Raw genomic sequence first — 22956 nt, 5'->3', positions numbered from 1 at the left:
CATGCCATTTACAGACGCCCACGACAATCTGTCGCTATCTGTCAAGAGATGTGCCGTAGGTAGCATAAAGCCGATATTCGCATTTTCAGGGATGTGTTAGCCGCGGCGGGCACGAATAGAGGGACAACGTACCTGTGTGGAACAGAGAGTCAGCCGGGGCTCCGCCGTATTTTGGCCCTTAAGGGTATGATGTCTTGAAGTGCGAGGGAGATGTGCTATGGTCTGCGCCCGCCCCTCGCCAGCCTATTGACTTCTCTCAACATGGAGCCTATGCCCAAGATGCCGACTACGGTGAGCACCAGTATCGTGCCTATGTTTATCGAGTCCAGATTGGGGATGGGGTTGCCGGTCGCTATAGCCCACGCGTCTACCTCCGGCAATGCGGCTATCAGAACGCCGGCCGCCACGAAGAGGAGGCCGCCGTAGTACAGCGTGAAGCCGGCCACCCGTCTGGCTACTCTCCTGATCTGCTCCTCGGTGAGGCCCTTCAGCCGCATGATCGAGCCGAAAAATGCGCCGAAGGCTATCTGCACGGCCATTGTCCCAAGCCCGAAGAGGAGGCCCGGGAGCGGGGCGTAGACGATCGAGCCGGTCTGGGGGGCCAAGACGAAGGTTATCACGCTCGCGTACGCGCCGAAGCCGAAGCCGGCTATGAGGCCGTGCACGACGGTCATCCCCAACGGGACGTCCCTCTCCTCGAGCTCGTGCATGGGGACTCCTCCCACCTCGCCGCTGTGGTGCCGCCGGCCTCCCAGCAGGACGTCTATCGGGAGGTGGATGTATCTGCCCTTGAGGACGTAGAAGCCAGCGGCGGCCATGGCGACCCCCACCGCCACGTAGACGGGGCCGTCTAGGTTGTACTGGTTATATATCTGGGCGAGTCCTAAATAGCCCAGCGTAGTCAAGAGCGCCCTCTGCGCCGTGAAGCCGAGCGAGAATAGAAATCCTGCTTTCATGCCGCCGCGCGTGCTGTATTTGCCGACGGCGTAGCTGAAGGTTATGGGCCAGGTATGCTCGTCGGGCGTCGCGCCGTGCAGGACGCCCAGTATAAAAGAAATCAGGAGGATCTCCCCCAGATGGAGCCCGCTGGGAGGGCTCAACACGTATTGAAGCCAGTTCATGTAGACGTATCGGACTTCCATATAAAAACTTGTGCACGGAGTTTGCGTAGTTAACCGCGATTTTTCGCGGCTCTGTGCACAAGTAACTGGTCGGCGGAAATTTTTTATTCACGCTTGGCCCAGCTATACGGCAGGATCGGCCGCCGAGAGGGCCGGGGAGCCCGCTGTGAGCGCGGCTCCGGTTCCCTACGGCTCCGCATCTAGCTCTGGCCTAAGGCGTATATAGCGGCGCCCGCTGTAAGGAGCGCTATCTCGTACGCCTCCAACGCCGCCGCCGAGGGCCACGGCACTATCAAGGCGCCTGCTAGGGCCGCAAAGAATATCGCCACGTACGACAGCCTAATCCGCCTCCTCTCGACGAGGACTCGGCCCAGCCCGTATATCAAGAAGCCGAGAAACGCCTGGATAAAGAACCAGGTGGAGACGAAGACGTGCGGCCGAGTTCCTTCGTGGTATATGCCTATGAGGGCGAGAAAGATGGCCGAGATCGATAGGTAGGCGCCGCCGACGGCCTCCAGCTTATTCGACGAAGACGAGACCACGTGGACGGAGAAGAGGCCTAGGAAGGCGGCGGCCAGGATCAGGCCGTCGTTGTAGATCCACGGATAGGCCGCCCTCGGGCCTCCCAAGTCGCTGAAGGCGTTCCTAGAAATATCGAACCAGGGATTTACGGATATAGACGCCAGTGCGGTTAGCCAGAAGGCCGCGGAGGCTACAAGCCCCATATACTTTAATATCATCCACAGAGATCCGGCTTGCCATGTACTTTTTACCATAGATAAATATAAGACCCATAAATTAGGCCGTCCATGGCCCAACCTAAGGTCGGCGCCGGGTTGGTGGCGGGCGTCGCCGCCGGGACTCTCCTCGAGTGGTATGACGCCTTCCTCTTCGTCGTGGCTGCAAGCTATGTGGGAGCTGCCTTCTTCCCGTCGAAGAATCCCTTGACGGAATTAGCCAACGTCTTTCTGACATTTGCCTTGGGCTATTTCGCGCGTCCTATCGGCGCGTTGCTATTCGGATATATAGGCGACCGCTACGGCAGAAGGGAGGCCATGCTCTGGACCTTGACGCTGGCCGGCCTAGGCACCGCCCTAATCGGCGTCGTGCCTCCTTACTCTGTGTGGGGAGCCGCCGCCATAGTCACAGTAGTAGTGTTGAGATTGCTACAAGGATTAGCCTTAGGAGGCGAGTGGGGCTCCGCGGTTAATTATCTATTCGAGAATGTGAATAGGAAACGCCTTTATATGCTCTTCGTCCAGAGCGGCGTGCCGCTCGGCCTCCTCCTAGCTGCCGGCGTTATGTTGGCCTTGACCGCCGTGCTGGGAACTGCCGCAACCTCTGCATGGGGTTGGAGAATCGCGTTCCTGCTCTCTATCATAATAGTAGTAATAGGGCTTTTATTCAGGATAAGCTTCGGAGAAACCTTCGAGTATCTTGAGGCTAGACGTTCGGCGACCAGGATAGAGAACCCCATCGGCGGAGTCTTCTTGAAGCACTGGGCCTCCCTCATAGTGGGCATATTCCTGGCCGGCGCCGCTGGCGCGGTGTTTTACTACGGCAACACGTTCCTGCCTAATGTGGCTAACGCCCTGGGCCTAGTCACGGCCGCCCAGAAGTTCTCGGTCATAATTCTATTCGCCGTCCTCGACCTAATAGGGATAGTAGTCAGTGGGTTCATAGCTGAACGTCTTGGCAACGTCGTGCCTATAACGGTTGGCTTCGTCATGTTCATAATAGCCGCGTTATTGATAGAACAAGGCCTCTCAAGCGCCGCCGTTATGACCGCCCTCGCTGCGCTGACCGGCATAGCGCACGGGATAGTTTATACGCCGGAGGCCGCATACTTGGCCGAGTTGTTCCCAACGCTCGAGAGAAACACCGGCGTGTCTTCAGCTTACCAGATAGGCAATACTGTCATAGCGAGCACCGCGCCCTATGTCATGACCGCCATTCTGCCCTACGGCCGTTTCTGGGCCGGGGCCTACCTAGCCCTCCTGGCGGTAATAGGGCTGGCCGGCGTGGTTGCGTATAGGCCCCGGAGATGAGCCTCGTCGGCGTAGACGTAGGAGGGACGTTCACAGACTTCGTGGTCGTTGATAGGGACGGCAATATTAAGACGCTCAAGATACTCTCGACGCCTAGGGAGCCGGAGAGGGCGGTCATCGAGGGGCTTTCCGGCCTCGACTTCTCCGAGGTCCTCCACGCGTCGACTATAGGCACCAACGCGCTTCTGGGGCAGGTAGGGCTGGAGATACCCAAGGTGGCGTTCTTCACCACGAAGGGCTTCCGCGATGTGATAGAAATCGGGAGGCAGAACAGGCCTAGGCTCTACGACTTGTACTTTCAGAAGCCCAGACAGATAGTGTCTAGGGAGCTACGTTTCGAGGTCGACGAGAGGACTCTGCCCGACGGGACTGTGGAGAGGGCCGTCGATCCCCGAGAGGTCGAGGAGCTCGCCCGGAGGGCCAAGTCGGCCGGCGCAGTTAGCGTTGCCGTCGGCTTCCTCCACTCGTACGCAAATCCCTCCAACGAGGAGGCAACGGCGAAGGTCCTCAAGGAGCATTTCGAGTACGTCACGGCGTCGTACGAGGTGGCGTGGGAGGCCAGAGAGTACGAGCGGTTCTCCACGGCCGTGGTCAACGCGGCCTTGATGCCTCTCGTCGGGAGGTATCTGGGCAAGTTGAAGAGCTACGTGGAGTCGAGAGGCGGGAGGATGTACGTCATGGCCAGCTCCGGCGGCTTGGTGACCGTGGACGAGGCGGCGAGGAGGCCTGTCCAGCTGGTCGAGTCGGGGCCGGCCGCGGGGGTCATAGCGGCTGCGGAGCTGGCCAAGCTGTTGGACGAGAGACAGGTCATCTCGTTCGACATGGGCGGCACGACGGCTAAGGCCGGGACCGTCGTTGATTTCGAGCCCGCCATAACTGCGGAGTACGAGGTGGGCGGCGAAAGCCACAGAGGCAGAGTCGTCAAGGGCTCCGGCTACCCCGTGAGGTTCCCCTTCGTGGATCTCGCGGAGGTCTCCGCCGGGGGCGGGACCATAGTCTGGAGGGACGCCGGCGGGGCCTTGAGGGTCGGGCCGCTGAGCGCAGGCGCCGACCCTGGCCCCGTGAGCTACGGAAGAGGCGGCGTGGAGCCCACCATAACGGACGCCAACCTAGTGCTGGGGAGGATACCGGAGGCTATAGCGGGCGGCCGCATGAGGCTGGACAGAGAAGCCGCCGAGAGGGCCTTCGCCAAGCTGGGCGACCCCGTGGACGTCGCCGGATCCGCCGTCAAGCTGGTCAACCTCGAGATGGCCCGCGCCATAAGGCTCGTGACGGTCGAAAGGGGGCTGGATCCCTCCCGCTTCGTCCTCATGGCCTTCGGAGGCGCCGGGCCGCAACACGCGGCGGAGGTGGCCGAGGAGATGGGGATAGGCCGCGTGTTGATCCCGCCTATGCCGGGCGTCTTCACCTCCCTCGGCATGTTGATGGCAGACTTCAAGTTCGAGGCGCGTATGGCCTATCCAAAAGACGTGGCGAAGGGCTTCGAGGAGCTGGAGGGGAGGCTGGCCCAATACAAGCCTGACTACTACCTGCGGTATGCCGACGTGCGGTATAGGGGACAGGGCTGGGAGCTCACCGTGCCCGTGGGGGCGGACGCCTCCCCCGAGGCTATAAGGAGGGCGTTCGAGGAGAAGCACATGGCCACCTACGGGTTCAAGCTGGATCGGGAGATCGAGGTGACGACCATACGCGCCTTCGCCGTTGTGAGGAGGGCCAAGCCGCGCCTCGGCGATCCTCCCGCCTCCGGCTCGCCCAAGGTCTTCGAGAGGGAGGTCTACTTCGACGGCTGGATCGCCGCCGCGGTGTACCGCAGACAGGATCTGCCCCTGGGCTTCAAGATCAAGGGGCCCGCCCTAATCGTCGAGGACTACTCCACGACCGTCGTGCCGCCGCGTTGGGAGGTCTCCGTGAGGAAATACGGCGTGCTCGAGATGAGGCTATGAGGTGGGAGCTGATCCATAGAGCTACCGAGTATATAGCCGAGGAGGCGGGCATCGCGCTGAGGAACTCGGCCTTCTCGCCGAATATCAGGGAGCGCATGGACCACAGCGTGGCGATCGTCGACTCGGAGGGACGTATAGTGGCGCAGGCCGAGCATATACCGGTGCATCTGGGCTCCTTCCACATAGGCGTGGCCAATCTGCTGGGCTATTTGGCCAGAGAAGGCGTCGAGCTCGAGGAGGGCGACGCCGTGTTGACCAACGACCCCTACATCTCGGGGACTCACCTGAACGACGTGATGGTGCTGTACCCGGTGTACTGGCGGGGAAGGCTCGTGGCCTATGTGGCCTCTAAGGCCCACTACGTGGACGTCGGCGGCCCGCTCCCGGCGTCTCTAAACCCCAGAGCCAAGACGATATACGAAGAGGGCGTTGTGGTGCCGCCGGTCAAGATACTGAGGCGCGGCGAGCTTAACAAGGAGGCCTTGAGCTTCATCCTGGAGAATTTCAAGACGCCGGCAGCCGCCCGCGGCGACTTAGAGGCGCAATTGGCGGCGTCCCGCGTAGGCGCGGCGAGGGTCAGAGACCTCTTCGAGAAGTTTGGGGACATCTCCGGGCAGTGGGGCGAGGCCGTCGAGTACGGCAGGAGGCTCGCCCTGGGCGAGATAGGCAAATGGCCGGCGGGCAGATACGAGGCAGTGGACTACCTAGACTGGAGGGGGGAGAGGTTGCCCATAAGGATATCGCTGGACATCTCGCGGGAGGGAGTCGTGGCAGACTTCGAGGGAACTGCGGGGCAAGTCGAGGCGCCCCTCAACGCGGTGCTCGGCGTCACGTTCTCAGCCGTCTCGTTCGCCGTGAGATCCGCCATAGGCGGCTATCTGCCGACCAACCACGGGTTCTACAGCGTTATAAAACTCAAGGCGCCCGAAGGCTCTCTGGTAAACCCGGTGAAGCCGGCCGCCGTGGGGGCCGGCAACCTCGAGACTAGCCAGAGGATAGCCGACGTGACATTTCTAGCGCTCTCCAAGGCCCTGCCCGGCAGAATACCCGCTGCGGGATCCGGCACGATGATGAACGTCATGATGGGCGGCGTGTGGCGCGGCCGTTATTGGTCCTACTACGAGACCATAGGCGGGGGCTCCGGCGGCAGGCCCAACGGTCCCGGCGTGTCGGGCGTCCACGTGAACATGACCAACACCCTCAACACGCCCATAGAAATAGCTGAGCGGGAATACCCCATCAGATTCACCGCGTATACGATCAGAGAGGGTAGCGGAGGACGTGGGAGGTATCCGGGCGGGGACGGCATTATCAGGGCCTTTAAGGTCCTCGCGCCGACAACTCTGTCGATAATAGCCAGCAGGCTGGAGATAGGGCCTTGGGGGCTCGAGGGCGGGGAGCCTGGACGGCCCGGCAGAATAACTGTGAGGAGACGCAACGGCGAGGCCGCGACAATAGGTAGCGAGACGGTCGAGCTCGCTGAGGGCGACGAGGTGGTTATAGAGACGCCGGGCGGGGGAGGCTACGGAAGAGAGAAGATTTTATAGCGGGTATATCTTTTGTCCCATGCATACGGCTTTAGGCAGTACCGCCGATATATTCCGCCTATTAATGTTGCTAACTGTAGGCGCTTCTAGCAGCAACGACGCAACCGATAGGTTAGCCAACACGTGTCCTATGTATGCCAGAATCAGATGGCTACTCGTAGAATCTAAAGGCGGTTATATGAGATCTAAGATATTAATGCTATTAAAAGAAAGGCCAACTAATATAAATCAAATATCAAAAGAATTAGGTATAGACTATAAAACCGTTAAGTATCACCTAAGCTTGCTGGAGAAAAACGGCTTAGTTAAAAGGCTCGGCATGAGGTACGGCGATGTGTATTTTATCGAGGATAATGCCTATAAGCACTGGGATGAATTATATACATTAATTAAAGAAAGTCTAAGTAGAAACGAAACAAAAATCATTTAAATAGACAACAATATTGTAATAAAGTACGCTAGAGGGTTTAGGTCGCCCGCTCGCGATACATGGAAGAGGCCATGGCGCCGTAAATTCAGCGTATTCTCTCGGCGGCAAAATGCTTAAAAAGCCAAGCTTGTATAGCGGATGCCCTCTGAGCCGGCCATAGGCGCCGGTGCTACGCCCGGACTCGCCAGATCCCGGAAGCTAAGGCCGGCGCCGCGCTCGGGAGTACTGGGCTCCGCGAGGGCCCGGGAAACCGGCGTGCTGGCAGGAGGGCTTCCTCTTCGTTAAATCGCCGCGACCAGCTTGCGTAACGTCTCGTCGAGCTTCCTCACGGCCTCCGCCACCTCGACTATCCTCGCGCTGAGCGCGTCGGTCGACTCCGTCTGCCTTTTCTCGAGCCTCTCGGCGATCTGCTCCACGGTCCGCGCGAGCGCCCCTATCGCCTCGACTTCCCTCTCCGCCAACGACTTCAGCGCGGCTATATCCGAGGAGCTACTCCGACAAGCCTCGGCCAGCGCCCTCGTCGAGACGTTCTGTTCTCTTATCTCGGCCGCGAGGTTTTCTAGGGCCTGCGCCAGCCTCTGGAGGGTCTGCGCCAGCTCGGCGATGCCCAGCTTGGCCCTCGCAATGTCTCTAAACTCGGCGTCCTCCTCCAGCAATCTTATGAGCTCCCTCTTGAGCATGAAAATATATCCCCTCTTATATTTTTGTGATAACGCTCAGGTCGGGCCAGACCGTGGCCGTCCTCCACGCGAGGGGCGCGTACCTGTCCTCGCTCAGACAAGGCGGTAGGGATATAGTGCTTCCCGGCTCGGTCGATAGCCAGACGAGGGGCGGTATGGCGTTGCTCATACCCTTCGCCAACAGGGTCAAGGACGGCGTCTACGAGCTGGACGGGGTCTTCTACGAATTGCCCAAAAGCGCCGAGGGCCACGCGATACACGGCCTGGCCATGTCCATGGACTGGGCCTTGGCTGAACGCGGCGACGACTTTGCCGAATTCCAGCTGGAGCTCTCCCATCCGGGCTACCCCTCGACCCTCTCATGCGCAGTCCGCTACGAGCTGTCCGAGAACTCCCTCTCAGTCTCGTTAAGCATCGTTAACGCGGGCCGGAGGAGGGCGCCTCTGGTCGTGGGCGCACATCCGTACTTCGTCGTGTCGCGCCCGTGGAGATTGAGGGCGGAGAACCCGCTTAGATGTGTTGCTGTAGGCAAGATACCCACCGGCGAGCTCGTCCCGCACAGTTTCGGGGTGGAGGGCGACTACGACGACTGTTTCCTCGTCGAGGGCGATCCCGTGATTCTCGAGTCGCCGTATTCCGTAGTCGAGATGCGCAGACGGAATATGCCGTATATACAGGTATACACGGGCGTAGAGGGGGCAGTCGCGGTCGAGCCGATGTCGGGGGCGCCCGATGCCTACCACAACGGCATGGGGCTGAAGATATTGGGCCCGGGCGAGGCCGCCGAGTTCTCCTTCGAGATATACTTCAAGGCGCCTCGGGGTTGATAACGACCCTGCCCACGACCTCGCCTCTCCTAAGCCTTTCGAGCTCCTCGTTTATCTTGCTGAGCCCGACGACCCTATCGACGACCACCTTTATCTTGCCCTCAGAGACCAGGCGCACCGCCTCAATAAGCTCCTCCAGCGTATTCCCCACCGACGCCGTTATTACGGCCTCCTTCACCACTAGATCCAGCGGGTTGGCCTCCAGCTTGTCGCGCCAATAGCCTATCAGGACCAGGCGCCCTCTCTTGGCCAACATCTTGAGGGAATTATCCATGGTCTCCTTAACGCCCACCAGCTCGTACACCACGTCGACGCCGCGCCCGCCAGTTATCTCCAGGGCCTTCCTCACCACGTCCTCGGACCTGGCGTTTATGACGTAATCGGCGCCCAGCTCCCGAGCCAGCGCAAGCTTCCTCTCGGATCTGCCTATGGCTATTACCTTCGCGCCGATAAGCTTGTTGTACTGTATCAATGCGAAGCCCACGGCCCCTACGCCGTAGACTGCCACGTACTCGCCCATCTCCGGCCTCGCCCTCTTGGTGGCGTGTATGGCCGTCGTGACGCTACACCCTATAGGCGCGGCCTGCTCGAAGGGGATATTGTCGGGGAGCTTCACGGCGTTCCTCGCAGGCACCTTCACGTACTCGGCGTACCCGCCGTCGGTTATGAATCCGTACTCGGCCTTGGGGTTCTCGCAGAGATTCTCCTCGCCTCTCAGGCAGTGCCTACATCTGCCGCACCCGACATAGTAATACACAATCACCCTATCGCCCGGCTTGGGGTCGTCGACGCCCGGGCCTACCTCCTCCACGACTCCAGCTATCTCGTGGCCCAACGTTATTGGCATAACTCCTAGATTGAGTATGCCGTCTAGGAAATGCAGTTCGGTGTGGCAGACGCCGGCGGCTTTTACCCTGACGAGCACCTCGCCGGGCCCCGGGCTGGGCCTGGGCACTTCCTCGATCGCCAGAGGCTTTCCAGGCCCATAGAACCTAGCCGCCCGCATATAAATGGCTTTTCTCATCTATATAACCTTTTTATCAGATGGGTAGGGGTCCGCTCATCCCTCGCAATAGGACCACGTCATCACATATATACCGGGATCCGCCTTTTTAACGTGATGAGGATCACCGCTCCCTACAGGTGACGAGGGTATGCAGCGCTGATCAGGAGCCGCTCATCTTGCTCAACTTCTCGTATATATCAAGCAGAATGGAAAGAGTCCTCAACCTGTCGTAGAGCTCCTCGCCGTCGAGCCCGCCTATCTCTCTGCCCAGCGACAGTATCTTGTTGAAGACTATCTGCCTAACCTCCTTCAGGCTGTAGAGCTCCGAGACCTTCTGGGCCTCCTCCTCCGACTTGACGACCACGACAGTCCTCTCGCAGTTGGCGCAGTAGTATTCGCCGGTCTTTAGCTTGACGAGCACCGTGCCGCACGCCGGACATGTATACGACGTCAAAGTGGCGCCGGCCCTCACAAGTTCGGCGATCCTCTTCACCACGAGATCCCTCTTAGTGCTCATATACCGATACGGATCATGTATATATGAAGTTGAGGGAGGCTCTCGCGTTAGCTATAGGCGGCGATCTGGCCCACTTGGCGGAGGTAGCAAGGCAACTGTCCTCTCTAGGCGTAAGGGTGGAGCCGGGCGGCGATGTTGTGTGGGGACCTACGCGCCTTCTAGGCAAGGGCAATAACGGAGTCGTCGTCTTCTGTAGATCCAGGCACGGCGACATATATGCGTGTAAAATTAGGAGGGGGGATGCCCAGAGGCCGCATCTGCTCGACGAGGCCCGCTATCTCCAGATCGCCAACGGGGTCGGCGTAGGCCCCAGGCTCTACGCATACACTAGAGACGTGTTGGTTATGGAGTACGTGGAGGGCACGCCCGTCGCGGATTGGTGGAGAGCCGCTGGGGCCGAGGAGAGGGCCAGGTTCGTGGCCGATCTGCTCAGACAGGCGCGGGCTCTGGATCTGGCGGGGATCTCTCACGGCGAGCTCTCCAGGCCGGGGAAACACGTGCTAGTCGCCAGAGGCGGGAGGGCTGTCATCCTCGACTTCGAGTCGGCGCGGCCCGGGGCGCAGAACGTAACCCAGGCCGCAAACTTGTTGCGGGCGTTGGGCCTCACGCCGCCCCTGGAGGCCCTTAGGAGATATGCCGAGCGGCGCGACGACTTGGCCTTCAACGAACTGTTGTCATCTCTTCTCGGCCAGCTCAAGCGATAGCTTCCACACCTTATCGCCGAGGTAGTGGGCGTTGTAGATCACCTTGCCGCGATCCATGGCCTCTAGCTCGCCCCGCGGATATAGGGCGACGCCTACCGCTATAGCCCTCCTCTTCTCGTCGGATACCAAGACGGGGTCGCCCTTGCTGAAATCGCCCTCGATGGATCTTATCCCCGGCCTCATGACGTCTGCGCCGTTTAGTATGTGTTTTACGGCTCCTGCGTCGACTAGAACTAACGGGTACAGCGAGAGCGCCTTCTGGCCCAGCGGAGTTTTGTGTATTAAGTAAAGCGTAGGCAGAAAGATCTCGCCGATGTTGGCGATCTGGGTCTTCAAGAGCGCCGGCTGTGAATCCGCTACATAGATGGCGCGTCCCCCCTCGATCTCCACAACCTCTACCGCGTCAGCATCTCTGATGAGCTCGCCGGCTCTGCCCAAGCTGGCGACGAGCTCCTTAATCTCCTTATTGCTAAGCCTCACGCGCCTCACGTAGTTGAGGGAAGGCCCTCGGATAAATAGCTTTCTCGGCCCATGAATGGATCATCAGGGATCAGGCTTGCCGGGTACTCCCCACCGCGATAATACGCCTTTAAGCCTTATATATTTTCACATCTAACTTATCACAGTGCAGGAGAAGCTGCTCAGCGCTACCTTAAGCATAGTGAGGCAACACGGAGTAGATCTATTCATAGACGTCTCTAGGCCATATGCCTACACCATGGTCGTGGAGCACGAGGGGAAGAAGATATTGCTCAAGGTGGCCCCCAACGCCGACGAGGTCCCCACCGGAGCCCTTCGCGACGTTAAGCTACTCTCCGAGCTCCTCGACGTCCCCGCCCTCGGCGTCGCCTCCTCAGCTAGAGGCAGCGTGTTGAGGGAGGGAGTCGTCTATAGGCGCGACAACGTCAACTTCGTGTCCCTAGCCACTCTCGCCAAGGCGTTCAGAGGCGATATGCCCATGTTCCTCCAGATCAGAGGGAGGCGCTACGCCCTCGTTGACGGCGAGGCCTTGCGGGAGCGTAGGGAGGAGGCCGGCCTCAGTCTGAGCGCCTTATCTGAGATGTTGTCGGTGTCCAGGGAGACCGTGTATAGATATGAGCGGGGGGACATGGGAGTCCCCGAGGAGGCCGCAACCACGTTGGCTAGGTTTTTCGGGACGGACATATTCAAGCGGATAGATCTATTCACTTCGATTAAGGCAGATTCTATAGACAAGGCGAGCAGAGCCATAGGCGCCAACGCCTACAAGCTGGAGCAGTCTCATCCCAACGGGATAGCCTACGACGAGCGGCCTATATTCATAGTGAAAAGCGAGGAGAGGCGCGAGAAGGCGGAAGCCCTCGCCAGCATATTCGGCGCCGAGGTCGTGAGGGGGTGAGCTTCGTCCTCCTCGAGGAGGGGAAAGCCAGGTTCTGGGCGCCTGATCCGGCCAAATATGCAGATCCGGCCAACGCCCCTGTGTTCTACAACAGATATATGGCTAGGAATAGGTATATATCGATCCTCGTGCTCGATGCTTTTTCCCGCATCGAGGGCAGGAAGCTAGACGTATGCGAACCCCTCAGCGCCACCGGCATACGCGGGATAAGATACGCCTTGGAGACAAACGCCGTCGGCAGGCTCGTGCTCAACGACATATCTAAGGCCGCCGTGGAGGTGATAAGGAAGAACCTAGAGCTCAACGGCGTGTCGGCCGAGGTATACAACGAAGACGCCTCGATATTGTTGAGGCGGCTGAGGGGCGAATGCGACGTGGTTGACCTAGACCCTTTCGGTTCCCCCGCGCCGTTCGTGGAGTCCGCCTTCCAGGCGATTAGGGACGGCGGGCTTCTCTGCGCCACCGCCACCGATACGGCGGTGCTCGTGGGCAACTATAGGGAAAAGGCGTTGAGGAGGTATGGCGTAAGGCTTTCCAAGACGCCGTTCTACGTCGAGGTGGGCCTCAGAGCGTTGTTGAGCTTTCTGGCGAGAGCCGCGGCGGCCAACGACTTCGCTCTCGAGCCTCTGATAGCGTACTGGGAGAGGCACTACTTTAGGTTCTGCGGCAAGGTCGTGAGGGGCGCCAGGGATGCCTCCGACTCGCTCCGTAGGCTGGCCTACCTAGAGATCCGGAGGGGGTATAGACTCGTCTCAAGGACCGGGAAGCCGTCGTCTATCGGGCCGCTTTGGGTTGGGGAGCTCGGCGACGCGGCCTTTGTATCTGAGCTGGCCGATAGGGCCGAGGAGGAGGGGGCCAGGCGGTTGTTGAGTACTTTGGCTCTCGAGTACTCCGTGTCGAGGCCTTGGTATTATTTAACGCACGAGCTGGGCGATCTGAAGATAGGCGTGTCGGAGCTGGTGCGGCGGCTTGGCGAATATGGTATACACGCCGCGCCGACCCATATGTCTCCTCAAGGCTTTAAGGCGGAGGCGGACTACGGAGAACTTTTAATATTGGCCCAGAGGCTGGGGCGGTGGTAGCGGTCGGCATAGCCGGCCTGCCGGGAAGCGGGAAGACATTAATTACATCGTTATTCGTCAAACGCGGCTTTAAGCCGTACACCATGGGCGACATCATAAGGAGCTACGCCGAAAAGAGGGGCGTGACTCCCGACGAGGCGGCTGTGTTGATAAGGCTCGAGGGCGGCATGAGGGCAGTCGTGCGGGGGCTCGGCTTAGGGAGAGACGATAGGGTAGTGATAGATGGTTTGAGAAGCCCCGAGGAGGCCGAGGCGTTGGAAGAGATCCTCGGACGTCTGTTCCTCGTCTACGTCGCGGCCTCTCGGCAGACTCGCTTGAGGCGGCTCGCCTCTAGAGGGAGAGAGGACGACCCAGCCACGTACGCCCAATTCGCTATGCGCGACTACAGGGAGATGAAGCTCGGGGTGACCGCGTTGCTCATGAGAGCCGACGCGATAATCGTGAACGAGGACAAAAGCATCGAGGAGCTCGATGCGGAGGTGGACGCAATAGTGAGGAGGTTATGAAGGTGGAGGTCATAGCCGAGATAAGGCCCACGGAGGATCCCGAGAAGGTTAGACGCGCTGTCCTTAACGTCTTCGAGCCGGACGAGGTCGAGGTGAGGCGCGAGGGCGACACGACGTTGTTAGTGGCCAGAGGACATAGCTATAGATCCCTCCTGAAGCTCAAGGAGGCCATATGGCGCCAGGGCATTCAAGACTCGGCGCGTTCGGTGCTCTCCAGGTCCATAGCAGGCGAGGGGAGGATCGTCTTCAACCTACATAAACAAGCCGCATACGTCGGCGTCGTCTCCTTCGCCACGGAGCCCAACGAGTCCCCCCTGGGCCCCATAGTCTTCTCGGTCGAGACGTCTGACGTCAGGGGTTTCCTCGACTGGATAGCGCCGCGGACCTACAAGGGGCGGATCTTCTACGAGGGGCCGCCGCCCGATTGAGCCACTATTATAACCCTGTATAGGCCTCCGTGGACGTACATAGCACAGCTACGGAGATGAGGCACGTCGAAATATATGGGTATGGCCAATACTATGCGGCCCCTCACCACACACATCGCCTCGTCTAGAAACTGCCTTATGAGGCCCTCGACGTCTCCTTCGACCACCGACATCCTACCGTACGGGGCATCCCCCACGGCCGCGTCAAACGCCTTTCTGAACGGTAACATGCGCGAGTCGGCTTGTACGAGATCCGCCGACGTGTTGGCCGCGGCTCTCCTCAGCATATCGGCGTCTATGTCGACGCCGACCACGTAGGCTCCGTATCTTTCGGCCTCAGCGGCCACCGCGCCTGATCCTATGAAGGGTTCCAGAACCTTCGACAGCTTCCTAGACATTGCCAGATTTGCCAATAATCGCGCCGTGAAGGCGTCCATGGTCACCGTACTCCTCTTCTGTATTTGCACTGGCTTATCTCTAGACGCCTCAAGGGGTCTGGCAAACGCGGCTCTCTTGGCCACAGCGCAATCGGGGCAGTCCAATACCACCACGGAATCCTCCTCGAGGATATTGCAGCCGTGGGACTTAGCCAACGAGGCTAGCTCCTCCCTAGACAGGCAAGGATATCGCTTATTTAATGACAGACGGCAACGCACGCGATAACACCAACGCTATTATTATTCCCAAGATCGTAGTTGCTGAGAATAGCAAGACCCCCTCGAAGAAGAGCCTTACGTCGAGAGATCCCCCGACCGCCCCAACGATTGGAGGCATGATGAAGTAGAAGAACGAAAACACCAACGCCGCTAGTATAAACACGCTCCGCGAGATGCGTTGAGTCCTCAAGAAGCCCTCGATGGCGTAGCTGACTATCGGCACTACGAGGACAACGGCGGGCACTAGGCCGTTGTATTGTATAGATAGGCTCTGAGGCACCCTTATCCCGAGATACCCCGAGAGGGCTAGTATGAAATATACCGTCACTGCGAAGAGAGATACCACGGAGACCGCGAAGGTGACCTCGTATTTCCTAAGTATAGTCTTCAGAAAATCATATACACCGAATCCATACATCATTAATAAAAATAATAGAAATAGTACACCAAGTTCTAAAATATATGAAATTATTTGAATATTTATAAATATTGAGAGAGCGTATAGGAATAGAAGGAATGAGGGAATTCCGACGGTGTATCTCCTATACTCGGGCTCCCTCACCGCCTTAGTTAAGTAATACCTTATTAGGGACACGGTCTCCTCGACGGATCTAGACTGCTTCACTATAACCCTCTCCACCGATATCACAGGTCTGCGCGTCTGGATCGCCATTACGGCCGCTTCGTCCGAGGGGCCGTCCGACACGAAATATATGGCGTCGGCGTCGAAGGACGTGAGGACTTGCCCAAGCTCGTCGAGGACGACTAAGTTGGCCATCCTCTCGTCGGGAGAGCCGCAGACCACGGCCACCTCCACGTTGCCCTTGCCCAGCTTCTCCTCGAGGCTGTCGTAGATCTTAACCGCCGCAAATATCGCGTTGGCGTCCGAGTCGTCTGGATGCCTAAGGATGTACTGTATGCCCAGGCGCAGTACGTTGTCTCTGCCTACTACCGGCGTGGCGATTCCGGCTTGTTTGAGGTCCCCATCACGATCGACATAGAGAACAAGTACCCTCACTATTCCTCAGCGAGGTAGCCGGCTTCCGCTAATATCTTCATCTCCTCGTGGGTGAGGCGTTCGCCCCTTAGCAGTTTCTGGTATATCTCCTCGGCCTTGGCCCTCAGGCCTTCCTTCTTCGCGTTCTGCGCCTCTAGGGCAGTTTTGTACCTCTCCGAGAGATCGGCGGCCTTGAGCAGTATGGTGTATTTGTTCAGCTCATCCCTAAGCTGGGCTAACCGGGCCCTAAGCTCCTTCCTCTTTATAGCTAGATCGACGATGGCCTTCTTTAAGTCGTCCCTCATCTGCTTCAGCTCGTCCCTCTTCTTCTTCAGCTCTGTTAGCTGTTTATACGCCTCCTCCCTCTCCTTCTTGAGCTTCGCGATCTCCTCCTTTACGGAATTTAGAGAATTCACCAAGTTGGCTATATTCTGCCTAATCTCGTCCTTTCTCCTCTTCAGCTCATCCAGCTTGTTTTTTATCTCCTGTATGTGAGACCGCAACTTCTCGAGGGAGTCGGCCAAGTTCAACTCCTCCTCTATCTCGGATATCGTCTTGATGAACTGGCGCTCCCACTCCGGATCCGTCGGCGAGGTCTCGAAATAGTACTCGAGCTTCTCCACTAACATCTTCATCTTCTCCTTGTCCAGCGGCCTGCCCCCCACGTATTCGTTAATGGCGCTGAGGGCTTTCCTATACGCGTCTAGCTTTTCCCTATGCTTCTGCATCTCCACGTTTATCTCTAAGATCTGCGACTTGGCTTTACGTATGGAATCTATTATCTCCTGGCGCTTAGCCCGTAGCTGGCCCAGATCCTCCCTGATCTTCTGGAACTTAGCCCTTATATTGTCTATTTGGGATCTGACCTCCGCCAGACTCCTCCTGACCTCGCCCAGAGCATTTCGTTTATCCTCAATCTCCTTAGTGATAGCGGCTATCTGCCCCTCTAGTTGATCCATCGACGCGCTCAATTCACGTATCTTGCTCAAAAGCTCGTCCTTGTTGATCACGTGGGGGGAGTACCAGCGATATTTAGCTTTTCTTGCTCAAAGCACGGCACGCCTTCTGTTTACAAAAAAGAAATGATTATATTCCCATGTGTACCTTCCTACGATGACTCAGCCGTATAGGGATGTCGCCATGTATATAGCAGGCGATATAATAATGTCGGAAAACCCTGGCGAGGCGATAAAGAGGTGGCGGCTGGTCTTCGGCCTTACGCAGACTGCGTTGGCCGTAAGGCTGAACACCTCGCCGAGCGTTATCAGCGACTACGAGTCGGGCCGTAGGAAGTTCCCCGGCGCCAGGTTCGTGAAGAGGCTGGTCCAGGCGCTCATAGAGGCGGATCTGGAGCGCGGCAGCCCCATCGTCAATCTGCTGATGAGGCAGATACTGAAGGAGAAGTATTGGATCGCTGTCCTCGACATGCGGGACTTCACGTCCCCCGTGCCCATTAGGGAGTTTTTAAACGCAATAGATGCGGAGATCTTGATAGAGCCTCCGCCCGTAGATATATACGGCTACACCCTGGTGGACAGCATAAAGCTCGTCTTGGAAGTGCCCTCCAACGAGTATCTGCGCCTCTACGGCACGACGTCCCAAAGGGCGGCCATATTCACAAAGGTATCGACCGGAAGATCTCCCGTGATAGCCGTGAAGGCTATGTCGGCCGTAGTTAATCTGAAACCTGCTGTGATGGTGCTACACGGCGTCAAGGAGGTGGATAGCCTGGCCTTGGAAATATGTAAACGGGAATATATTCCGCTAGCGGTGACAAATCTAGAAATAGAAACGTTAATAGAGAATTTACGTAGATTTAAGTAAACTACTTCTTATGGATTATTTTCGAGATCCTCATTAGGTTGCCCAAGCCCTTGGTAGCCTCATGGCGCCTCTTAGCCGCCCTCTCGGCCGCCTTCTTCTTCCACTTCCTCGCGTGGGTCTCCTTATATCTGGTGCTCAATAGACCTCTGGCCCTCCTTCCGGCCGACGTCAAGCCCCTAAACGCGCGTCCTCTCTTGGGCTTTATCGAGACAGAGACAGGCATCTTCGGCTCGGGAGGAGGCATCTGCCCCTCCAGCACCTTGACCAGCCACTCCCTCAGCGCCTGCACGTTGACGTCGTGGATAGACTTACGCCTCGTATCCACGTAAAGGCCCAACAGCCTGGCCTGCTCCACGGTCAAGCCCACCTGCCTCACCTCGCCGACGGAAAACCCTCTGCCCACCTTCCATCTGGCCACGCCGCCGCTACTTATGGTTGCCGGCTCCTTGACGAGGGGCTTAGGCGGCGTCGCCGCTATGGCGTCAGCCATAGCCACACGATTAGAACCAATTTATAAAGTCTTCCCCCGTAGTGGCGAAAGCCGGGCTGAAAAGTTTGAAATACCACCTCGTATCTCTCCGACGTGCAGAGGTTGCTGGCGTCGCTGGCCGTGTATAGGTTCGTAGTGGTGCTGGCGATATACTTCGTCACGCTTTTGATGGACCCGGTGGCCGTCGTAAGCATAGTAGTAACCGCTATAGCCTCACTGGCGCTCTCCATAGCGAGGGAGCCGGAGATCTACGTGGTCATAATACCCCTCATAGCGCTCGTCGATTCCGTGGGCCTCGTGCTCGCCATATCGTCGCTCGCCGGCATAGCCGGCGCGTTCGCCGGAGACACTTCGCCATATATAGCATTTTATCTGGCCGCCGTTGCGTGGGACGTAGAGGTGTTTAGACTTTCGCGCCTCTTAGCCGCCTAAAACCTCCACGCTCTTCTCCACCGCGTACTCGTCGAAATTCCCGTACGCCACTATCCTGAACACTACTCTCCCGCCCGACCTCGCCCTTATCTTGTACACCCCTTCGCCCACCCTCTCGACGTCCACAGGCCCCTCAACCGAATACTCTATGTCGTAGTCTCTGAGCATTACAGAGAGGTTCGAGAAGTCCACTAACCCCTCGCCCTTTACCCTCGCAACTACGGGATAAGCCTTCAATATCCGTAAAATCTTTATATCATATTCAATCTTATAAATTACATATAATCCTATACTGAAAATAAAAATAAAAAATATTAAATCTATTGTAATATTCATCTATATGATTCAAAGATCATTTGAGGAGTTTGGGGAGTGGTCTTGAGGCCGTAGAACGCGTTGAAGCTCATGTCGCCGCACCAACGGGGCAGTACCTCTATCTTGTCGTCCCACAGCACTACGTTGTAGGCCTCGGGTCTGTAGGAGCGCTTCATCTTGGCTATCAGCTCCTTGAGGTCTTTCGCCAGCTCGAAAAGTTCGCTGACCGACATATCCGCCACCCGTTTGTGCAGATACATAACTACGTGGCCGCTACTAAGCGGCATTTCCGCTGGCTTTACCGTAATTAAATCGTTGCTTTTTATAATCATTTGATTGGTATCTTTATATCAAGCGCTTTAGCTAACTCCTTATATCTATTCCTAACTGTGACCTCAGTCACGCCGGCGGCTATTGCGAAGTCCTTCTGGGTCCTATTATCGCCGTGTAGCAGAGAGGCGATATAGACCGCCGCCGCGGCGAGGCCCGCGGGATCTTTGCCCGCGGTCAGCCCGGCTTTCTTGGCTTTATTTATTATGTCGATCGCCGTCTTTACAACATCTCCTGTCAGCTTGAGCTGTTCGGCCACCCTAGATATGTAGAGCACCGGATCGCTTATGGGCACCCTGACGTTAAGCTCGCGTAGCAACAATCTGTAACATCTGGCTACCTCCCTTCTAGAGGCCTTCGTGAATCTTATAAGCTCGTCGAGAGGTCTCGGCGTCTTGAGCATCCTACACGCCATATACAGCGCGGCGGCGGCCATGGCCTCGACGGAGCGCCCTCTGACCAGCTCTTTCTCCAACGCTTGTCTATAGATCTCCAGAGCCTGCTCTACGCAGGGCCGCGGGACGCCCATGGCGCTTTTGAGCCTCTCCAGCTCCTGCGCCGCCTGGACGAAGTTGCGCTCGTAGGATGTCTGCACGCGGGCCCGCGTCTGCCACTTCCTCAACCTTATGACCTCTAACTTCCGCTTAAGGTCCAGCTCCTTGCCCGACACGTCCTTATCCCTCCAGTCTATAACTGTGGTCAAGGCCTCCGAGACCAGACGCGTGATGGGCGCGCCTGTGCGGGCTCTCTGCCCCTTCTCCTCGTTAGTGAAGGCACGCCATTCGGGGCCTAGATCCACCAAGTTCTCCGATATCACGGTGCCGCACACAACACATACTATTTCTCCTCTCTCATAGTTGTAAACGAACTTGTCGTTTCCACAGACCGGACATATATACGGCTCTCCGGTCTCTGTGATTAAGCTTAAATAGCCATCGCTACTTTTCGTCACTCGGAGCTTGTGAGGTATCCCCTGGGCGTTAGGCTGGGAAGACATCCCTTATAAATACTTTATCACTATATAAACTTTTCGTTTACATATTTACTTATATAATTTATATAAATACCATGATTAACTTTTCTTAGATATAGAAATAATTTTTCTTATTTTAGCTAATAACCCATATATTTGTAGCAAACCATTTGCGCCGCGTAGAATCGCGTAATGCGCCTTGCTCACCTCAAACGCGAGATCCGGCTTTAGGTGTTCCGGGACGTCCAGCCTGAGGACCTCGCGGTGGATTTGCCTCACGAGCTCTAGCTCGCCCACGCCGCCGTCCGCCACCAGCCCATATATCTGCGACATGGCCTTGCTGAAGCTTCCCCCTATGGCCTCGGCGATTATTTGCCGTAGCATCGACGGGCTGACGTAGCCGAGCGCCTTGGCGACGGCCTCCTCGTCTACGGCCTTCGTCATGGAGCTGGCTATCTGGAGCGCCGTTATCGCCCTCCTCATATCGCCTTGCGTGAAGTCGAATATGGCGTCCAGCGCCTCCTGCGAGATCTTGACGCCTTCCTGCTCGGCTATGAACCTAAGCCTTGACAAGACCGCCTCCTTGGGCAACGGCGAGAATCTAAATATGGCGCACCTCGACTGTATCGGCTCGATTATGCCCGACACGTAGTTTGCTAGTAGTATGAATCTTGTGGTGTTTGCGTACATCTCCATTATTCTTCTCAAGGCTTGTTGTGCGTCCGATGTCATGTTGTCGGCTTCGTCTAGTATCACGAGCTTGAAGGGGGCTTTGCCCACGGGGGCTGTTCTGGCGAATTCCTTCACTCTCTCCCTAATTACGTTTATCCCTCTCTCGTCCGAGGCGTTTAGCTCCAGCGTGTTCTCCCGCCAAGCGTCTCCGTACAGCTCTCTTGCGAGGACTAAGGCCATCGTCGTCTTGCCAGTGCCCGGAGGCCCGTAGAAGAGGAGATGCGGCATATTGCCCGCCTTGACAAATTCCTTAAGCCTAGCCTTAACCTCCTCCAAATCCACAACCTCCTCAAAAGAACGAGGACGGTACTTCTCAAACCAGAAGAGCTCGCTCATGTCTTGAACTCGTCGGCCAGCTGTGTCGCCACGTACTTGTTGTCCTTCTTAATTACGTAGCCCAGACGGTTCAAGATCTCCAACAGCTCGTACTCCCTTTCCCCGAGGCGTTCGGCCTCTCCCACGTCTAACGGTAGGCGGCTTAATAAATCGGATACTATCTTCTTAGTAGTCGCGATCTCCCTATTGGCTCCCTCATCTCTAAGTAATACCACTACGCCCCGCTCTATGAGCCCCCTCAAGGCGCTTTTGGAGCGGATCTCCTTGGTGTCCAAGAATTTCCTCTCCTCTATGGCCCTAAGCAGAGGATGTCCGCCCTCATCCCGCGCCCTCGCCGCGCTACCTCTCTGCTCCAGAAGGCTTCTGATATCTCTCAGCTCCTCCAGGGCGAGGTTGACCAGCCCCTCAAGGGCCTCTATCCTCTCTTCGAGCTCCTTCAGCCTCCTGGCGCACTCGTCGTCACGCATGTATCTCCACCACGTCGTTGTCTTTAAGCCTATACTCCAGCCCCACCCTCTTCGGCCACTTGGGGTAGGCGTCGCGGCGCCACACCACCGCGTATTTGAAGTTCTCGTAGAGCGAGCTGTGTATGAGCTTCGCGACATCTCCGACCGTGCTGTTCTCCCTCACCACGAGGGGCTTGGGCGTATAGCCGTCGCTGTGTATCTGCTTTGTGAAGACCCTTATGAGGCCTAGGGATCTTAATATGAGCGAGAGGAGGCGCCCTCTATCTACCTCGCACCTAGGCAGATCGACGCTGAGGTAGGGCATGCCGAGATCCCTCAACGCCGCCTCAGTCTCCTCGTCGCGGCCCGAGAGCACGGCTATCGTCGGCTTGTAGAGGTGTTCCGAGAAGACGGCGTCCTCCACGTCGTCCAGGGTAGCCTCCCCCTCTATGTAGACCGCTGCGTGGTGTATCCCGTATTCGTGGAGGAGCCTCTTGACGTCCTCGAACGTGGCGCCCTTGAGGCGGCCCACTATCTGTATCCCGCCGAGCCCCCTACGTTCTATCCTCACCATGCTCCTAGGTCTATATATCGATACTCCGGCGTCGTCGAAGAGCCTTATCACGGCGTCCAGAGTCTTCCTAGGCTCCATGTCGGCTCTTAGGACTAGGAGGAGGCCGTCTGCGTTTCTCGCCAAGGCGAGCGCCACGGAGTTTATATCGCTCGACGGATCCCCCAAGACCAGGCTAGGCGCCTTGACCAACTGAACGTATACGTTGTCCTCGACGAACATGGCGGGGACGGGCTCGACTGTGCTGAAGGGCACGTCGTCGGGCTCAAGCGGCGTCGACGTGAGACACTTGAGCAAGGCTGTCTTCCCGCCGTTTGGAGGCCCCACGACCACCAGCTGGACGTCGCCGTCTTTCTTCACGTAGTGCCCGCCACCGCCGCGCGCGTTGCGCTCCTTGGCTCTCCGTTCCTCTACCTCTCGTCTAAGCTCGGCCATCCTACGCCTGACGAACTTAATCAGCTTCTCAGTACCCTTGTGTTTAGGGACTGAGGAGAGGAACTCCTCCATGGCCCTTATCTTCTCCTCTGGCGTCTTCGCCTCCATCACCTTCAACCACTTCGCCTTAGCCTCGGCCGGCAGATTGGCGGGCACATTTAAACCATATAGAAAGTTTTTAGCTTCTCTCTACGTAGAGGCC

28 protein-coding genes and 1 rRNA gene are annotated in these 22956 nt (G+C 57.5%); 13 read left to right on the top strand and 16 right to left on the bottom strand.

Annotation, left to right across the window (positions count from 1 at the left end; all coding sequences use genetic code 11):
* Positions 1 to 215: 215 nt before the first annotated feature.
* Together TUZN_RS10100 and TUZN_RS10095 are read right to left on the bottom strand one after the other, a co-directional pair.
* Positions 216 to 1121, bottom strand: coding sequence for a hypothetical protein (locus TUZN_RS10100; protein WP_052886245.1), 906 nt, complete (start codon positions 1119 to 1121; stop codon positions 216 to 218).
* A gap of 200 nt (positions 1122 to 1321) precedes the next feature.
* Positions 1322 to 1846 carry a DUF998 domain-containing protein gene (locus TUZN_RS10095; protein ID WP_237698228.1) on the bottom strand — a complete coding sequence of 175 codons (525 nt, stop codon included), beginning with the start codon at positions 1844 to 1846 and terminating at the stop codon, positions 1322 to 1324.
* 84 nt (positions 1847 to 1930) lie between these two features.
* On the opposite strand from TUZN_RS10095, the gene TUZN_RS10090 reads away from it, so the two are divergent.
* The 5 genes from TUZN_RS10090 to rrf all read left to right on the top strand — a co-directional run bounded on the left by TUZN_RS10090 (position 1931) and on the right by rrf (position 7356).
* Positions 1931 to 3169, top strand: coding sequence for an MFS transporter (locus tag TUZN_RS10090; protein WP_013680865.1), 1239 nt, complete (start codon positions 1931 to 1933; stop codon positions 3167 to 3169).
* Complete coding sequence (locus TUZN_RS10085; protein ID WP_013680864.1) at positions 3166 to 5112, top strand: hydantoinase/oxoprolinase family protein; 1947 nt, start codon at positions 3166 to 3168, stop codon at positions 5110 to 5112. The genes TUZN_RS10090 and TUZN_RS10085 overlap by 4 nt, the downstream gene beginning before the upstream one ends.
* Positions 5109 to 6659, top strand: coding sequence for a hydantoinase B/oxoprolinase family protein (locus TUZN_RS10080; RefSeq protein WP_013680863.1), 1551 nt, complete (start codon positions 5109 to 5111; stop codon positions 6657 to 6659). Before TUZN_RS10085 ends, TUZN_RS10080 begins: the two co-directional genes overlap by 4 nt.
* A gap of 130 nt (positions 6660 to 6789) precedes the next feature.
* Positions 6790 to 7089, top strand: a complete 300-nt coding sequence (locus TUZN_RS10075; protein ID WP_237698227.1) for an ArsR/SmtB family transcription factor — start codon at positions 6790 to 6792, stop codon at positions 7087 to 7089.
* A 146-nt stretch (positions 7090 to 7235) separates the two neighbouring features.
* Positions 7236 to 7356 (top strand): 5S ribosomal RNA (rrf, locus tag TUZN_RS10070).
* Positions 7357 to 7370: 14 nt separating this feature from the next.
* Here rrf and TUZN_RS10065 read toward each other — a convergent pair.
* Positions 7371 to 7769, bottom strand: a complete 399-nt coding sequence (locus TUZN_RS10065; RefSeq protein ID WP_013680861.1) for a hypothetical protein — start codon at positions 7767 to 7769, stop codon at positions 7371 to 7373.
* A 26-nt stretch (positions 7770 to 7795) separates the two neighbouring features.
* Between TUZN_RS10065 and TUZN_RS10060 the strand changes: the two genes are divergently transcribed.
* Positions 7796 to 8596, top strand: a complete 801-nt coding sequence (locus TUZN_RS10060) for an aldose 1-epimerase (RefSeq protein WP_013680860.1) — start codon at positions 7796 to 7798, stop codon at positions 8594 to 8596.
* Here the strand turns inward: TUZN_RS10060 and TUZN_RS10055 are convergent.
* Both TUZN_RS10055 and TUZN_RS10050 read right to left on the bottom strand, forming a co-directional pair.
* Positions 8577 to 9602, bottom strand: coding sequence for an alcohol dehydrogenase catalytic domain-containing protein (locus TUZN_RS10055; protein WP_052886244.1), 1026 nt, complete (start codon positions 9600 to 9602; stop codon positions 8577 to 8579). The genes TUZN_RS10060 and TUZN_RS10055 overlap by 20 nt on opposite strands.
* A gap of 160 nt (positions 9603 to 9762) precedes the next feature.
* A complete protein-coding gene (locus tag TUZN_RS10050; protein WP_013680858.1) occupies positions 9763 to 10119 on the bottom strand; it encodes an Sjogren's syndrome/scleroderma autoantigen 1 family protein in 357 nt (118 codons plus the stop codon).
* 23 nt (positions 10120 to 10142) lie between these two features.
* On the opposite strand from TUZN_RS10050, the gene TUZN_RS10045 reads away from it, so the two are divergent.
* On the top strand, positions 10143 to 10823 hold the full coding sequence (locus TUZN_RS10045) for an RIO1 family regulatory kinase/ATPase domain-containing protein (protein ID WP_013680857.1): 681 nt from the start codon (positions 10143 to 10145) through the stop codon (positions 10821 to 10823).
* On the opposite strand, the gene TUZN_RS10040 is transcribed toward TUZN_RS10045, so the two are convergent.
* Complete coding sequence (locus TUZN_RS10040) at positions 10794 to 11312, bottom strand: DUF1947 domain-containing protein (RefSeq protein ID WP_013680856.1); 519 nt, start codon at positions 11310 to 11312, stop codon at positions 10794 to 10796. The two genes, TUZN_RS10045 and TUZN_RS10040, sit on opposite strands and share 30 nt — an antisense overlap.
* Before the next feature lie 136 nt (positions 11313 to 11448).
* On the opposite strand from TUZN_RS10040, the gene TUZN_RS10035 reads away from it, so the two are divergent.
* From TUZN_RS10035 to TUZN_RS10020, 4 genes are read left to right on the top strand one after another with little or no spacing between them, the layout of a single operon-like run.
* Positions 11449 to 12201, top strand: a complete 753-nt coding sequence (locus tag TUZN_RS10035; RefSeq protein WP_013680855.1) for a helix-turn-helix domain-containing protein — start codon at positions 11449 to 11451, stop codon at positions 12199 to 12201.
* Entirely contained in the window at positions 12198 to 13283 is a 1086-nt protein-coding gene (locus tag TUZN_RS10030) for a tRNA (guanine(26)-N(2))-dimethyltransferase (RefSeq protein WP_013680854.1), read from the top strand. The genes TUZN_RS10035 and TUZN_RS10030 overlap by 4 nt, the downstream gene beginning before the upstream one ends.
* A complete protein-coding gene (locus TUZN_RS10025; protein ID WP_013680853.1) occupies positions 13277 to 13789 on the top strand; it encodes an AAA family ATPase in 513 nt (170 codons plus the stop codon). The genes TUZN_RS10030 and TUZN_RS10025 overlap by 7 nt, the downstream gene beginning before the upstream one ends.
* Positions 13786 to 14217 (top strand): RNA-binding domain-containing protein, encoded by a 432-nt coding sequence (locus tag TUZN_RS10020; RefSeq protein ID WP_013680852.1) that lies wholly within the window; start codon positions 13786 to 13788, stop codon positions 14215 to 14217. The genes TUZN_RS10025 and TUZN_RS10020 overlap by 4 nt, the downstream gene beginning before the upstream one ends.
* Here the strand turns inward: TUZN_RS10020 and TUZN_RS10015 are convergent.
* The 3 genes from TUZN_RS10015 to TUZN_RS10005 are packed head-to-tail and all read right to left on the bottom strand — an operon-like array spanning position 14193 to position 16880.
* Complete coding sequence (locus TUZN_RS10015; RefSeq protein WP_013680851.1) at positions 14193 to 14873, bottom strand: TRM11 family SAM-dependent methyltransferase; 681 nt, start codon at positions 14871 to 14873, stop codon at positions 14193 to 14195. The two genes, TUZN_RS10020 and TUZN_RS10015, sit on opposite strands and share 25 nt — an antisense overlap.
* Entirely contained in the window at positions 14848 to 15891 is a 1044-nt protein-coding gene (locus tag TUZN_RS10010) for a DUF373 family protein (protein WP_013680850.1), read from the bottom strand. Before TUZN_RS10010 ends, TUZN_RS10015 begins: the two co-directional genes overlap by 26 nt.
* A complete protein-coding gene (locus TUZN_RS10005) occupies positions 15891 to 16880 on the bottom strand; it encodes a coiled-coil protein (protein ID WP_013680849.1) in 990 nt (329 codons plus the stop codon). The genes TUZN_RS10010 and TUZN_RS10005 overlap by 1 nt, the downstream gene beginning before the upstream one ends.
* Positions 16881 to 16983: 103 nt before the next feature.
* Here TUZN_RS10005 and TUZN_RS10000 point away from each other — a divergent pair, with 103 nt between their 5' ends.
* Positions 16984 to 17694, top strand: coding sequence for a helix-turn-helix domain-containing protein (locus TUZN_RS10000; RefSeq protein WP_013680848.1), 711 nt, complete (start codon positions 16984 to 16986; stop codon positions 17692 to 17694).
* A 1-nt stretch (position 17695) separates the two neighbouring features.
* Here the strand turns inward: TUZN_RS10000 and TUZN_RS09995 are convergent, their stop codons facing one another.
* Positions 17696 to 18184: a ribosomal protein L13e gene (locus TUZN_RS09995; protein ID WP_052886243.1), complete on the bottom strand. Its 489-nt coding sequence runs from the start codon at positions 18182 to 18184 to the stop codon at positions 17696 to 17698.
* Positions 18185 to 18277: 93 nt separating this feature from the next.
* Here TUZN_RS09995 and TUZN_RS09990 point away from each other — a divergent pair, with 93 nt between their 5' ends.
* Positions 18278 to 18616: a hypothetical protein gene (locus TUZN_RS09990; RefSeq protein WP_013680846.1), complete on the top strand. Its 339-nt coding sequence runs from the start codon at positions 18278 to 18280 to the stop codon at positions 18614 to 18616.
* Here the strand turns inward: TUZN_RS09990 and TUZN_RS09985 are convergent.
* From TUZN_RS09985 to TUZN_RS09960, 6 genes are all read right to left on the bottom strand, one after another.
* On the bottom strand, positions 18605 to 18853 hold the full coding sequence (locus TUZN_RS09985) for a hypothetical protein (RefSeq protein WP_237698226.1): 249 nt from the start codon (positions 18851 to 18853) through the stop codon (positions 18605 to 18607). The two genes, TUZN_RS09990 and TUZN_RS09985, sit on opposite strands and share 12 nt — an antisense overlap.
* A gap of 95 nt (positions 18854 to 18948) precedes the next feature.
* Positions 18949 to 19218: a diadenosine tetraphosphate hydrolase gene (locus TUZN_RS09980; protein ID WP_237698225.1), complete on the bottom strand. Its 270-nt coding sequence runs from the start codon at positions 19216 to 19218 to the stop codon at positions 18949 to 18951.
* A 41-nt stretch (positions 19219 to 19259) separates the two neighbouring features.
* A complete protein-coding gene (locus TUZN_RS09975; protein WP_052886242.1) occupies positions 19260 to 20258 on the bottom strand; it encodes a transcription initiation factor IIB in 999 nt (332 codons plus the stop codon).
* A gap of 75 nt (positions 20259 to 20333) precedes the next feature.
* Positions 20334 to 21302, bottom strand: a complete 969-nt coding sequence (locus TUZN_RS09970) for a replication factor C small subunit (RefSeq protein ID WP_013680842.1) — start codon at positions 21300 to 21302, stop codon at positions 20334 to 20336.
* Positions 21299 to 21769 carry a hypothetical protein gene (locus tag TUZN_RS09965; RefSeq protein ID WP_013680841.1) on the bottom strand — a complete coding sequence of 157 codons (471 nt, stop codon included), beginning with the start codon at positions 21767 to 21769 and terminating at the stop codon, positions 21299 to 21301. The genes TUZN_RS09970 and TUZN_RS09965 overlap by 4 nt, the downstream gene beginning before the upstream one ends.
* Positions 21762 to 22910, bottom strand: a complete 1149-nt coding sequence (locus tag TUZN_RS09960; protein ID WP_013680840.1) for a TGS domain-containing protein — start codon at positions 22908 to 22910, stop codon at positions 21762 to 21764. Before TUZN_RS09960 ends, TUZN_RS09965 begins: the two co-directional genes overlap by 8 nt.
* Positions 22911 to 22956 lie beyond the last annotated feature (46 nt).

The organism is Thermoproteus uzoniensis 768-20 (assembly GCF_000193375.1).
GTDB classification, from domain to species: Archaea; Thermoproteota; Thermoprotei; order Thermoproteales; family Thermoproteaceae; genus Thermoproteus; species Thermoproteus uzoniensis_A.
This window is presented reverse-complemented; position numbering and strand designations above follow the sequence as displayed.